This window comes from Corynebacterium sp. MSK204 (assembly GCF_030229885.1).
Taxonomy (GTDB): domain Bacteria; phylum Actinomycetota; class Actinomycetes; order Mycobacteriales; family Mycobacteriaceae; genus Corynebacterium.
Genome location: NZ_JASPGQ010000017.1, coordinates 32,888 through 46,523 on the forward strand (window position 1 = coordinate 32,888; position 13,636 = coordinate 46,523).

Here is a 13,636-nt window from a genome sequence, read left to right on the forward strand (position 1 = left end):
TTATTGGAGACTAACGCGTGCTGCTAGATTCCAGCTTCTTTCAGGCCGCGCAATTCCTTCTTCAAATCCGCAATCTCATCGCGCAACCGCCCAGCCAGTTCGAATTTCAGCTCGCGCGCGGCCGCGCCCATCTGTGCCTGCAGGTCATTAATGAGAGCCTCAACCTCATCGGTAGCCATGCTGGAGACATCGCGCTTTTCCACCACCGCCGAGGGATCCGACTCCGCTGCCTCTTCCCCATTGTTTTCGTAGACCTGATCCAAAATATCGGCGATCTTCTTGCGCAAAGGCTGCGGATCCACACCGTGTTCCTTGTTATAGGCAATCTGCTTCTCGCGGCGGCGCTCCGTTTCATCGATGGCTTCCTGCATCGAGTCGGTGATTTTATCCGCATACATGATGACCTCGCCCGATACGTTACGCGCAGCGCGGCCAATGGTCTGGATGAGCGACGTCGTCGAACGCAAGAAGCCCTCCTTATCCGCATCGAGGATGGCCACGAGCGAGACCTCGGGCAAGTCCAAGCCCTCACGCAAAAGGTTAATGCCCACGAGCACGTCGAATTCACCCTGGCGCAATTGACGCAAGAGCTCCACACGCTGCAGCGTATCGATATCCGAGTGCAAGTAGCGGACCTTAATCCCCTGCTCCAAGAGGTAATCCGTCAGGTCTTCTGCCATGCGCTTAGTCAAGGTAGTGACCAACACGCGCTCCTGAGATGCAATGCGACCACGGACTTCATCAATGAGGTCATCGATCTGGCCCTTGGTGGGCTTCACCGTTACCTTAGGATCAACCAGGCCAGTCGGGCGAATGACCTGCTCGACAAACTCGCCGCCGGAGGAGGTCATTTCGAAATCGCCTGGAGTAGCAGACATGTAGACCGTCTGGCCGACGCGCTCCTCAAACTCGTCGAAGGTCAGTGGCCGGTTGTCCACCGCAGAAGGCAGGCGGAAGCCGAATTCCACCAGGTTTCGCTTGCGCGACATATCGCCTTCGTACATGCCGCCAATCTGCGGCACGGTCACGTGGGACTCATCGATGATGGTAAGAAAGTCCTCCGGGAAATAGTCCAAGAGCGTAGCTGGCGCAGACCCTGCCGGGCGGCCATCCACGTGGCGGGAGTAGTTCTCAATGCCGGAACAGAACCCCACCTGCTCGATCATCTCTAGGTCATATTCCGTGCGCATGCGCAGCCGCTGCGCTTCCAAGAGTTTGCCGCGGTTTTCTAGATCTTCTAGGCGTTCAGCCAATTCTTCCTTGATATCGGCCACGGCTTTTTCCATGCGCTCTGGGCCGGCCACATAGTGCGTGGCGGGGAAAATGCGCACTTCTTCGACCTGCTCGATAACATCACCTGTCACCGGATGGATATAGTACAGCGAGTCAATATCATCACCGAAGAACTCGATGCGCACTGCGCGCTCCTCATATGCCGGGATGATATCGACCGTATCGCCCTTCACGCGGAAGGTACCGCGGGTAAAGCCCACGTCATTGCGCTCGTACTGGATATCTACCAACAGTCTCAGGAAACGATCCCTATCGAGTTCCTCGTCAACGGCGATAATGACCGAGCGATCCAAATAGGATTGCGGGGTACCCAGGCCGTAGATGCACGAGACCGAAGAGACCACCACGACATCGCGCCGCGAGAGCAATCCAGAGGTGGCCGAGTGGCGCAGGCGCTCGACATCCTCATTGATGGAGGAGTCTTTTTCGATATAGGTATCGGTCTGCGCGATATAGGCTTCTGGCTGGTAGTAGTCGTAATAGGAGACGAAGTATTCCACCGCGTTATTGGGCAATAATTGGCGCAGCTCATTGGCTAACTGTGCGGCCAGGGTTTTATTGGGAGCCATCACTAGCGTGGGTCGCTGTTGTTTTTCAATCAGCCACGCGGCCGTCGCGGATTTACCGGTACCCGTTGCACCCATGAGCACAACGTCGCGCTCGTCGCGGTTGAGGCGCTCATCAAGTTCCTTGATGGCCGCAGGCTGGTCACCGGCGGGTTCATAATCAGAAACGACCTGAAACTTGCCGGGGGTGCGTTCTACCTCACCGACGACGCGGTGTTCAGAGTTTGGAATAAGGGGATGTTCAGCAGCAAAAGCCATGCCCGCTATTCTACTGCTTATACGCTCCTGCTAGCCATTTCACGGCAGCGCGGCCTGGGCGGTGTGCAACCACTGGTCGAGCTCCCCTGTCGGTTCCCATAGCGCGTAGACCGACGAGGAATCAGAGCACATCGCTTGATTGATGCGCTGGCGCAGCCACGCCTTTGATTGCGGCGTGTACAGGGACGCTAGATCCCGTGGGGCTACGCCGTCTGGCAGGCCATCGGCAGGCAGCTTCGTCAGCGCCCCTAATGCGATGATCGCCTCGGCTTCATCGGAATCGAGCACTCCAGTGCCGCACGAGCGCTGAAAGTGCCGGAGATCAAAAGAACCATCCCGCAGGCTATCGAGTATGTCTCGCGCCGCGTGATTATCGAATGGTCCAGTGCCCCAAGTTCCCACGGTCAAATAGTGTAGGGACCAAAAGTAAACGTTAATAGGAAAAGACGTTAACGCTACTTACCAAAAAGGTTAAGGTTAAGAAGACGCCGCTTCGATCTCATCGCAGACCTCAGCCGCGCGCTCTGCCAATTGTTCCTGCGTGCCGTTGTTGTCAATGACATGGCTTGCTGCCGCGAGGCGCTTGTCATCAGAAATCTGGGCGTTAATCCTCTTGCGCGCGTCTGCTTCATCGAGTCCGCGGAACTCCACGAGGCGCCGCACCCGCTCTTCTGGATCCACGTCAACGACGATGACGAAATCCATGTCCCCGTCGAGCCCATTATCTACGAGCAGCGGCATGTCATAGACCGTAAAATCAACGCCCTCTTCGCGCGCGGCGGCAAATTGTCGCTGGGTCTCTTCCTGGATGCGCGGGTGCGTTATCGAATTAAGAAGCTCGGTGTGTTCCTTATCCACGAACGCGCGGCGGGCAAGTTCCTTGCGGTCGAGGCTGCCGTCTTCCTGCAGGATGTCCTCGCCGAATTTCTCCGCAAGCTCGGCCAAGGCCGGTTGGCCAGGCTCGACGATGTCCCGGGCAATGCGATCTGCATCCACAACCCGCCAGCCGCGCTGGGCGCACATCTTCGCTACCGTAGATTTCCCGCTGCCGATTCCCCCGGTTAATCCGATTAGCTTCATAGGATACCAGGGTACGCGAAAAGGAGCCCGGCACGAATGCCTGGGCTCCTTGCTGCGGAACTTAAGAGTGCCTTTAGGACTCGAGTTCTTCTTCCGGCTTTGGATGAACCTGCAAGAGTTCATCGCTTGGGGTGACAGCGCCGGTAGCGCCGCTCACGGAACCAAATTTCTTGGCGTTAGTAACAACGACCGGGGTAATCAGGTTGTAGTCCTTGGACTTGATGAAGTCTGCGTCAAAGCTGATGAGCTTATCGCCAGCGGAAACGCGCTGCTTCTTTTCCACGTGGACATCAAATCCCTCGCCGCCCAGTTCCACGGTGTCTAGGCCAACATGGATGAGCAGCTGTACGCCGTTATCCAGGTTCAGACCGATCGCGTGGCCGGACTTTTGGACGGTGAGCACGGTACCATCGGCAGGCGCGTAGACGGTATTGCCGGTTGGCTTCACGGCAGCGCCCGGCCCAAGCTTGGCGCCGGCAAAGATGGGATCCGGTACCTCAGACAGGTCCACGGCCTCGCCCTCCAGAGGAGAGTCCAGCTTGATGATTGCCTGTTCTGTTTCCTTGGTGGCGATTCCGGTGGCAGCAGCAACCCCTGCAGCCTGTGCATTCTCGGAACCGTCGGACTCATCATCGGATCCGCCGATGATGCGGGACTCGGAGCGGCTAGCAACCTCTTCCACAGTCTCGTTATTTTCGCGGGCGATGCGCTCAAGATCGGCTTGCTTTTCCTCTGCGGTGCGGTAGCCAAACAGCAGCGTGAGGGAGAAGGAGGTGAAGAATGCCACGGCGATGCCGATGATGTAGCCCACCGGCGGGGTCATGGCTGAGGTGGTCAAGATGGAGGTAAAGACGAAGGCGTTAGCGCGGACATCGAAAAGCCCCATGACCGCACCACCAATGGCACAACCCGGCAGCAGGCGGTAGTAGGTGCGGCGGAAGCGGAGCAAGATGCCGTAGAGGGACGGCTCCGAAATACCGCCGAGCATGCCGGCCGCGAATGCACCGACGGAAACCTGGCGCATGGAGTTGTTCTTCTCCTTCATGGAGATGACCATCACGGCGCCGGTGACGCCGAAGCAGGCAAAGTTCCACGCACCCATGGGGCCTTGGATGAAGTCGTAGCCGTAGGTGGTGATGTTTTGAATCATGATCACGTTGAGCGGCCAGTGCAGGCCCATGGGCACCAGGAATGGGTACAGCAGCGGAATGACAATGGCCAAGATGAACGGCGAGAAGTCATTGATCTGGAACAGTACCCAAGAGATGCCATTGCCCACGCCGATGCCGAATGGGCCGAGCAGGAAGGCCGTAGCCGGAATCATGATGAGCAGCGAGAAGAACGGCACGAAGACCATGTGTACGGCGCTCGGGATGATCTTCTTCAAGCCCTTTTCCACCCAGAACAGGCCGATGGCCGCCAAGATCGGTGGGAATACCTGGGAGCCGTAAGAGTTAATCACCAGCGGCAGGCCGAAGACGTTGACGGTATCGCCCTGTTCACCCAGGGACATGAATTCCGGCGTGAGCAAAGCGGCCGGGATGGCGGCCGAGACCCACATATTCGCACCCAGCTTCTGCGCGGCGGTAGCACCCACCATCACCGGCAAGAAGTAGAAGACCGACTGGAACATCGCGTGGGCCAAGCGGTAGCCCTCAGGCTGTTCTTCCAACGGCGCGCGGAAGTCTTGGATGCCAATGGTATCCGCCAGCACCAGCAGCGTGATGATGAGGGAGGCACCAAGCAGCGCCCACAGAATCGGGCGGAAGGTATCAGAGAGGAACTCGAAGCAGTAGTCGATCCAGTCGTACTTACCGCGCACGCCGTCGTAGTTCTTCTTGGATGAGGAGCCCTCCTCATCCGGCGGGTTTACCCCAGGGTCCTTGATGATTTCGCCGTAGTAGTTGGCCACGCCGCCACCCATGACTACTTGGTAGCCATGCGTACCCTGCGTGACGGAACCGAGAACGGCCGTATCGCTTTCCAGCTTTTCCTGATCTACTTTCCCCACATCAGCGAGTTGAAAACGCAGGCGCGTCGCACAGTGCGTCAGCGACGTGATGTTATCGGCGCCGCCCAAGCTATCGATGATGTGTGTGGAAGTGTCCTTCACAGATGCCACTTCAAACTCCTTGCATAAAGACAAAACAATAGTCAGTACTCAACTGGCTATTACGTCACACTTGGATTATAAGTGAGAGGCAACACAAACAAAAGCCCAATTTAGTGGTCTTAAGTGGGGATAGTTGTCTTTTTTGCAGGCGCCTTTGCTTTGCCGCAGGTCAAGAACCCGCAAACGAAAAATACCGGGCAATCGTTTGCATATACTGTCATAAAACTCACAAAGCCGCGTCCTATCTCCCCGAAGGAGAAGGACGCGGCTAGTGCAGCTGCGTGGAGTTAGGGACTATCTCACCCTAAGCTCCAAAGGCGTCTTAGTTGCCGGCGAGCTTGTCTCGCAGTGCAGCGAGCTGCTCGTCAGAAGCCAAGGATCCGCCGGACTCTGCCTGAGTCTCCGATGCCGGAGCTGCATCGGAGGAGTCAGAAGAGTAGTTGGAGGATGCTTCAGCGGACTCTGCAGCCTCTGCGGCTGCAGCGCGGTTGCGCTCGATCTGAGCGGTGTGCAGGTTGAAGCGGCGCTCGGACTCTGCGTAGCGTGCCTCCCAAGCCTGACGCTGCTCGTCGAAGCCTTCCTTCCACTCGTTGGTGTCCGGGTCGAAGCCTTCTGGGAACACGTAGTTGCCCTGCTCGTCGTAGGAGTCAGCCATGCCGTACTTGGACGGATCGAACTCTTCGGAGTAGTCCTCGTCAGCCTGCTTGACGGACAAGGAGATACGACGACGCTCGAGGTCGATGTCGATAACCTTGACCATAACTTCCTGGCCAACGGTGACAACCTGGTCCGGAACCTCGACGTGGCGCTGAGCCAGCTCGGAGATGTGAACCAGGCCCTCGATGCCTTCCTCGACGCGAACGAACGCACCGAACGGAACGAGCTTGGTGACCTTGCCCGGAACGATCTGGCCCACAGCGTGGGTGCGGGCGAAGACGCGCCATGGGTCTTCCTGGGTTGCCTTCAGGGACAGGGAAACGCGCTCGCGGTCCAGATCAACGTCCAGAACCTCAACGGTTACCTCGTCACCAACGGTGACAACCTCAGATGGGTGGTCGATGTGCTTCCAGGACAGCTCAGACACGTGAACCAGGCCGTCGACGCCGCCAAGATCGACGAAGGCGCCGAAGTTGACGATGGAAGAGACAACGCCCTTGCGGACCTGACCCTTCTGCAGCTGGTGCAGGAACTCGGAACGGACCTCAGACTGGGTCTGCTCCAGGTATGCACGGCGGGACAGGACAACGTTGTTGCGCTGCTTGTCCAGCTCGATGATCTTAGCTTCCAGCTCCTGGCCAATGTAGGGCTCCAGGTCGCGGACGCGACGCATCTCAACGAGGGAAGCAGGCAGGAAGCCGCGCAGGCCGATGTCCAGGATGAGACCACCCTTGACAACCTCGATGACGGTACCGGTAACCGGCTCTTCCTTGGCCTGCAGCTCCTCGATGGCGCCCCAAGCACGCTCGTACTGTGCGCGCTTCTTGGACAGGATCAGGCGGCCTTCCTTGTCCTCCTTGGTCAGGACAAGCGCGTCAACCTCATCGCCGACCTCGACGACCTCGTCGGGATTGACGTCGTGCTTGATGGACAGCTCGCGGGAAGGGATAACGCCTTCGGTCTTGTATCCGATGTCCAGCAGTACCTCGTCGTGGTCAACCTTGACGACGGTACCCCCGACAATGTCACCATCGTTGAAGTACTTGATGGTGGCGTCTACAGCTGCGAGGAAGTCCTCTGCGGTTCCGATATCGTTGATCGCAACCTGAGGGGTAGTAGAAGATGGCATATTGTAAAAATGCTCCGAATAAATGTAGGAAATCGTTCGTGGACAACTGCGTGTCTCTCGAATTAAAAGCCCATCTGCGCTGCACAAATACAGGAGATAGAGGCCACATTCGATCCCGCCGCGTGATTGCCCCAAGCTTTCCTACAATAGCCTGCAACAACCCGTGGCATAGACATGCTTGTAAGAGCCTACATCTGTCCAGCTTATACGGCAAATATTGCACGCCAACCAGAAAGGTAACCCACCCCAGTGACTTCGCCTTCTCACGCCAATCAATCCCACTGGGACGGTGATGCGGCCAACTACCATGCCGAGCACCCCGAGTACCTTTCCTCTTTTTATTGGTGCCCAGAGATGCTGCACGAGGCCGATGCGCAGCTGCTTGGCGATGTCTCCTCTGCCGCCGTCCTCGAAATCGGCTGCGGTTCTGCCGCCTGCACCCAGTGGCTCAGCACCCGCGCCCGCTTTGCCACCGGCTGCGATATTTCCCGCGGAATGCTCGCCCACGCAGATCCCGGGTTGGCGCTCATCCAAGCCGATGCGCTGGCACTGCCCTACGCCACCGACTCCTTTGACGTGGCATTCTCTGCATTCGGCGCATTCCCCTTCCTCGCTGATCTCGATGCCGCGCTCGCGGAAGTTGCCCGCGTTGTGCGCCCAGGTGGGCGCTTCGTATTTTCCGTGACCCACCCAATGCGCTGGATCTTCCCCGATGATCCCACTAGCCTCACCGCTGAGATAAGTTACTTCGACCGCGCTTATCTGGAACACGATTCCGCCGGGACGCTAACCTATGCCGAATTTCACCGCACCATCAGCGATTGGTTCCGCACGCTCCAAGGTCGCGGACCATTTCTGATCGAGGACATCATCGAACCGGAATGGCCCGAAGACTTGGACATTACGTGGGGCCAATGGTCCCCGCAGCGCGGGGAACTTTTCCCTGGCAGCATGATTTTCATCTGCCGCGCATACAGCTAACGTGGAGGACATGATCGCCGAAAGACTAGGAATTGCCCTGCGCCGCGCCGTGGCATGGTGGATCGACGCCTTTCTCGTCGCCGCCATCGTCACCGTGGTGCGATGGGTGATTAATGCCCTTGCCAGTACCCCCTTAGCCGGGCGCCCCCAAGAAATCTACGAGGCGGTCGCTCTCGCCGTGATCTTTTATATCTACCGCGTGTGGGTGGAAACGAAGAAGTCAACCTCCCTGGGCAAATGGTCGATGCAGCTCGAAATCATCCCGGCCCGCTCGCCGCTTGTCACCGCGTGCCTGCGCAATTCATGGCTGCTGCTCACACCCCTGACGCTTACCGGCTGGAACATCGACGGCATTATCCTTGCGATTCTAGGCCTTTCTGTTTTAGCCATCGGCCAAACACCCTTTGACCTCTTGGCCGGCTGCCTAGTGGAAAAGCGACCTCAGGAGGATTCCACAGCGATGCGCGGCCAGAGGTAGTACACCACGGCAGCAATAGTAATGAGCGCAAATACCCACGAATACGGGAAGGCCACGGCAATGACAGTTACCGCGATCATTACACCGGCCGCCTGAATTCGGTAGCGCCACGGGTTCTCGCCTTCTCTGGCGGCGTTGCCAGCAGAAAGGAAAAACCCAAAAGTTATAACCGCATAGAAAATGAAGTAAGATTTATCGCTGCTTACTGCTTCTTTTAAGCCGCTCTCAGCAATTTGTCCCGCCGGGTATGCGACCATGACTGCCCACGTAGTCTCAAAAAAGCGCAAGACGTAGGGATGGGACTTCCAGGTAATACGTTTTCCGAGAAACTCCATGAAACTACTTTAAAATCCTCATCTGCTTCACGCACTTCTCAGCAGTCTTTCCACTGCCGTTCCACGTGGCGTGCCGCATAGGCAGGAATTCCCCAGTCCTCAATGCCCTGCTTATTCCACATGCCGCGCACTTGGCCGTCGATAACGATGGCGCGGCGGAAAATGCCCTGGTTCCCGGGAACGAGCGCGTGGTGCATATCCGCTGACATGGCAAAAAGTCGATCTTGGTAGCCCAAAATGTATTCATCAAAGGCGCCCAATAGCAGCACCGATTTCTTCCTTCTCACCTCTGGCAGCTCCAGCACCTCTGCAGAGACCAGCTCCTCGCCTTCCCTGCCTATTCGGATGAGGTCATCCGGCAAATTCTCGGCTGCGGGACGAATGAGCTTTTGGGGCAGCTTGGACCACCAGGCAAAGTCCTGCACAGTCGCCGGCCCATGGGTGCGGAAATAGCGCGTCATCAGTTCCGTCGTGGCGGCCACCGAGTCACCGTTAAAAAGTACCTCGATGCCGTCTAGCTCCACCGGAGTAATGAGCTGCTCTTCGCCTACATAACACGCATGCCCGCTTTCCATGGCGATGCGTACCACGTGCCAGAAAGGCAGCTCGGGCAAGGCCCGGGCGGCGCGTGCTTTCAATTCTGCGCGCGTTATTGGGGCATCGAAAAGCTGCAGCACGGCTTCCCGTACCGCTGCATCGCCCTTGCGAGGCTTCGCGCATAGCTCGGTTATCCAGCCCATATCCTTGACGGAGGCGGCGAACAGCGTGTTGCGCATGGCATAGCCGCGCACGATCGCGGACTTATCCGATTCATCTGTTGAACGCAATGCCAAGGAGCGGCGCACCGAATGCAGGTCCTGGCCCTGCATGACGCCAAAGGCGCGCACCGCCTCTGCAGCGGTGTGCCAACGCTGGGTTGTCAGCCCCTGGGCGGCCAAGCGCATGCGGGCGCGCTCGCGCCGGTTGAGCATCATCATCGAACTAATGGGCCGCGGCATCCCAATCCGTGCCGGCGCCGGCAGAGACTTCGAGGGGCACGTTCAGCTCGATGGCAGAATCCATCTCGCGCTCAAGAATCTCGCGGACTTGATCGGCCTCGCCGGGGGCGACCTCCACCACCAGTTCATCGTGGACCTGGAGCAATACACGAGATTTCATGTCCCGCAAAGCACGGTCCACGCGAATCATCGCGACCTTGATGATATCCGCAGCCGTTCCCTGGATCGGGGCATTCAACGCAGCGCGCTCCGCGTTTTCGCGGGCCAGCCGGTTATCGGAGTTAAGCTCTGGCAGGTAGCGGCGGCGGCCAAAGAGCGTGGCCGTATAACCATCCTTGCGGGCCTGCTCCACGACATCATCCAGGTACTTCTTCACACCGCCAAACCGCTCGAAGTAACTTTCCATAATGGACTTGGCTTCGCCCGCCGGGATTCCCAGCTGCTGCGATAATCCAAATGCGGATAGGCCATAGACAAGGCCATAGGACATGGCCTTTACGCGGCGGCGCAGCTCAGGGGTCACCTGGTCCACGGGTACATCGAAGACCCTAGAACCAACGAAATTGTGCAGGTCCTCGCCGGCCTTGTAGGCCTCAATCAGCCCGGGATCGGCAGACAGGTGCGCCATCACGCGCATTTCAATCTGCGAGTAGTCCGCGGTCATTAGCTGCTCAAATCCCTCGCCTACGATAAACGCCGAGCGAATCTGGCGGCCGGCCTCCGTGCGCACCGGGATGTTTTGGAGATTGGGCTCCGTCGAGGACAAACGCCCCGTCGAGGTCACCGTCTGGTTAAAGGTGGTGTGAATGCGCCCATCCGGCTGGACGGTCTTAATGAGGCCCTCCAACGTGGTCTTCATCTTCTGGTACTCGCGGTGGGCCAAAAGGTGGTCCAAGAACGGGTGCGGGTGCTTGATGGCCAGCTGCTCGATTTCCTTCGCGGCCGTGGAATAGCCCGTTTTCGTCTTTTTGGTCTTGGGCATATCGAAGGTCTCAAAAAGCACCTTTTGTAGCTGCTTAGGAGAATTTAGATTGAGCTTGTCATCGCCAGCAAGCTCGCGCGCGGAGCGTTCTTGTTCCGCCACCTGCTCCACAAAAGCATCCTTTTGGGTTTCCAAAATGTCTACATCAACCGCGATACCCGTAGCCTCCATGCGCGCCAGGATGGTCACCAGGGGCAGTTCCAGGTCGGTGTACAACTCGAACGAGTCAATGTCCTGGAGCTCCGCGGTGAGTTTTTCCGCCAGCTCCATGATTGCCGCTGCCTGATCTACCAGGGAGGAACTATCGAGCAACGACATCTGCTCAGTGGCGGCACCGAGGGATTTTTGAAGGTGGCGCTGGTAGACATCGGAAAGCTCGTAGGTGCGCTGGCCGGGGCGCAGGATATACGCCGCCAAGGCCGTGTCGTGCGCAAGCCCGTTGAGCTCAATTCCGCGCCCTGCCAGCATGTGGAACGCGGCCTTCGCGGCGTGGAAATACTTAGGGGCCGGCGATTCTAGCCACTGGACCAAGGCCTTTTCCTCATCGGCGGAAAGTTCCCCGAGTTCCACCTGCAGGCCGTGGCGATCGCGGTCCACAAAAGCGATGGCAGAGGCATCGCCCTGGCCCGGGGTGCCCTCGCCTTGCACATACACGGCTACGTGCTCGCGGCTAGGTAGCCACTCGCTCAGGGAGGCGTCATCGATGGTGAGCTCGACTTCTGGGGCATCCGCGGCTTGCTCAACAGCCTCTGCACCATCGTTGGGAATGGCGGATAACACACGATCGCGCAGGTTGGTGCCAAACTCCAGCTCATCAAACTTCGCGGCAACATCGGCAACCTTGGCTTCTCTAAAGGCCAGATCATCTGGGCCGACGTCTAAATCCATATCTGTAATCATCTGGGTGAGCTTCCGGTTCATCTGCACCTGCTCGATGCGTTCGCGGAAGTTATTTCCCACCACTCCGTTGATTTCTTCGGCGTGCTCTACCAAGGAAGCCAAGTCTCCATACTGGACTATCCACTTGGTGGCGGTCTTTTCTCCCACCTTGGGGATGCCAGGGAGGTTATCGGAAGGATCGCCGCGCAGGGCAGCAAAGTCGGGATACTGCGCGGGGGTAAGCCCGTATTTATCCTCGACGGCTTCCGGGGTAAACCGGTGCAGCGTGGATACGCCCTTCATGGGATAGAGCACCGTGGTCGAATCCGTAACCAGCTGCAGATAATCGCGGTCACCAGTGACAATCAGCGTCTCGTAGTCCTGTGCCTGAGTGGCAAGGGTGGCCAAAATATCGTCGGCCTCGTAGTTTTCACGCGAGAGCGTCGTAATACCCAAGGTCTCCAAGGTATCGCGAATGATATCTACTTGGCCCTTAAACTCTTCCGGTGCGGCCTCGCGCTGCGCCTTATAATCCGGGAACATCTCCGTGCGGAAAGTCTTCCGGCCAACGTCAAAAGCAACCGCGATAGCATCCGGCCTTTCCTCAGAGACGATATTGGACAGCATGGATAAAAAGCCATACACGGCATTGGTGTGCTGGCCACCGGAGGTAGAAAAGTTTTCCACCGGGAGGGCATAAAAGGCACGAAATGCCATGGAATGGCCGTCAATGAGCAAAAGGCGGGTCTTATTGGAAGTCACCTGCCCCATACTAGGCAACACAATGGACACGGCGATACCCCGCCCAAGCTCACCGTCTTGAGCAGGACTTTTCACCGGAAAGGGACCCCAATTAGGAATTGCGCCAACCCCTGCGCTAGTATTTCCAACAGTCAAAGGCACTCGCTTTTGATTGCCCCTGTAGCCCAATTGGCAGAGGCAACGGATTCAAAACCCGTCCAGTGTGAGTTCGAGTCTCACCAGGGGCACATTTTAACCCCGCTTCCTTCCGGATAAATATCCACGGAGGAAGCGGGGTTTTGCCCGCATATCCGAATTTGTTGAGTTGTGGGGTTCGCGAACTAGACAACATTTAATGTTGGCGCGGTGAGGTTTCCAAGGTTTTCTCTTCTACTTAAACGGAACAGATCCTGGGACACTTCACAATCGCTTGGTTGAGTGCTTGCAGCGGTAATGCCTCGGTGCGCATCGAGTCCGATAATGCCCATCCAACTATCCGTCGGGAGTAAACGTCAGTGACAAATGCGGCATACACAAAGCCTTTCTTCGTGCGCACGTAGGTAATGTCGGCCACCCACAGCTTGTTCGGGCCTTGGGCTTTGAACTCACGCTCGACCAAGTCTGGGCGCAGATCCGGCATGTTAGGCTTACGGGTTGTAATAGGTGATCCGCCTTTGCCTTTGCCAGAAAAACCGGCCAGGCGCATCAGCCGGGCGGTTTGCTCACGACCGATATCGATTCCGTCACGGTGAAGCGCATGCCACATTTTCCGCACGCTTAAAACACCGTAATTATCCCGATGAACAGCACTAATGCGTTCAACTAGAACAGCATCACGAAGGCGACGAGCGCTTAACCCACGGGCTTTGGACTGGCGGTAACCACGCGAGGTGATGAACCCACCAGCCCGGTTATTTTTCAACGTCTTACAGATGAACTCGACAGAGAAACGATTCCGGTATTTATCGATGAACCGGATCATTTCCGACGTTTGGGGTCGTGTTCCGACGCGAAAAAAGCTGACGCAGCCTTCAGTAGCTCATTAGTGTCGCAAAGCTCTTGATTTTCACTGACGCGCGACGCTATTTAGTACCGGTAGGGCGGTATCGAGTACCGACCGGTGCGGATATCGGGTACCGGGGGTAG

The 13,636-nt window shown here is 57.5% G+C and carries 11 protein-coding genes and 1 tRNA gene; 3 read left to right on the forward strand and 9 right to left on the reverse strand.

Features of this window, described 5'->3' with window-relative positions; translation table 11 throughout:
* Positions 1–23: 23 nt before the first annotated feature.
* The 5 genes from uvrB to rpsA form a co-directional block, all read right to left on the reverse strand.
* Positions 24–2,117, reverse strand: coding sequence for an excinuclease ABC subunit UvrB (gene uvrB / locus QP908_RS10235; RefSeq protein ID WP_284772203.1), 2,094 nt, complete (start codon positions 2,115–2,117; stop codon positions 24–26).
* 39 nt (positions 2,118–2,156) lie between these two features.
* Complete coding sequence (locus tag QP908_RS10240; protein WP_284772204.1) at positions 2,157–2,519, reverse strand: DUF4259 domain-containing protein; 363 nt, start codon at positions 2,517–2,519, stop codon at positions 2,157–2,159.
* Between the two features lie 75 nt (positions 2,520–2,594).
* The gene (coaE, locus tag QP908_RS10245; RefSeq protein WP_284772205.1) at positions 2,595–3,197 is read right to left on the reverse strand and encodes a dephospho-CoA kinase; all 603 of its coding nucleotides are present in this window, start codon (positions 3,195–3,197) and stop codon (positions 2,595–2,597) included.
* A gap of 73 nt (positions 3,198–3,270) precedes the next feature.
* Positions 3,271–5,319 carry a glucose PTS transporter subunit IIA gene (locus tag QP908_RS10250; protein ID WP_284772206.1) on the reverse strand — a complete coding sequence of 683 codons (2,049 nt, stop codon included), beginning with the start codon at positions 5,317–5,319 and terminating at the stop codon, positions 3,271–3,273.
* Between the two features lie 313 nt (positions 5,320–5,632).
* Positions 5,633–7,096, reverse strand: a complete 1,464-nt coding sequence (gene rpsA / locus QP908_RS10255; RefSeq protein WP_239269876.1) for a 30S ribosomal protein S1 — start codon at positions 7,094–7,096, stop codon at positions 5,633–5,635.
* Between the two features lie 249 nt (positions 7,097–7,345).
* Between rpsA and QP908_RS10260 the strand changes: the two genes are divergently transcribed.
* Together QP908_RS10260 and QP908_RS10265 are read left to right on the forward strand one after the other, a co-directional pair.
* Positions 7,346–8,077, forward strand: coding sequence for a class I SAM-dependent methyltransferase (locus tag QP908_RS10260; RefSeq protein WP_284772207.1), 732 nt, complete (start codon positions 7,346–7,348; stop codon positions 8,075–8,077).
* A gap of 10 nt (positions 8,078–8,087) precedes the next feature.
* Complete coding sequence (locus QP908_RS10265; RefSeq protein ID WP_284772208.1) at positions 8,088–8,555, forward strand: RDD family protein; 468 nt, start codon at positions 8,088–8,090, stop codon at positions 8,553–8,555.
* Here QP908_RS10265 and QP908_RS10270 read toward each other — a convergent pair.
* Genes QP908_RS10270 through polA form a run of 3 tightly spaced genes read right to left on the reverse strand, consistent with a single transcriptional unit; the run spans position 8,519 to position 12,520 of the window.
* Entirely contained in the window at positions 8,519–8,890 is a 372-nt protein-coding gene (locus QP908_RS10270; protein WP_005280309.1) for a hypothetical protein, read from the reverse strand. The genes QP908_RS10265 and QP908_RS10270 overlap by 37 nt on opposite strands.
* Before the next feature lie 38 nt (positions 8,891–8,928).
* The gene (locus tag QP908_RS10275; protein ID WP_284772209.1) at positions 8,929–9,888 is read right to left on the reverse strand and encodes a DNA glycosylase AlkZ-like family protein; all 960 of its coding nucleotides are present in this window, start codon (positions 9,886–9,888) and stop codon (positions 8,929–8,931) included.
* Positions 9,872–12,520, reverse strand: a complete 2,649-nt coding sequence (gene polA / locus QP908_RS10280; RefSeq protein WP_284772210.1) for a DNA polymerase I — start codon at positions 12,518–12,520, stop codon at positions 9,872–9,874. Before polA ends, QP908_RS10275 begins: the two co-directional genes overlap by 17 nt.
* 144 nt (positions 12,521–12,664) lie before the next feature.
* Between polA and QP908_RS10285 the strand changes: the two genes are divergently transcribed.
* Positions 12,665–12,738 (forward strand) — tRNA-Leu (locus QP908_RS10285).
* A gap of 146 nt (positions 12,739–12,884) precedes the next feature.
* Here the strand turns inward: QP908_RS10285 and QP908_RS10290 are convergent.
* Positions 12,885–13,472, reverse strand: coding sequence for a DDE-type integrase/transposase/recombinase (locus QP908_RS10290; RefSeq protein ID WP_284772211.1), 588 nt, complete (start codon positions 13,470–13,472; stop codon positions 12,885–12,887).
* Positions 13,473–13,636: the final 164 nt, after the last annotated feature.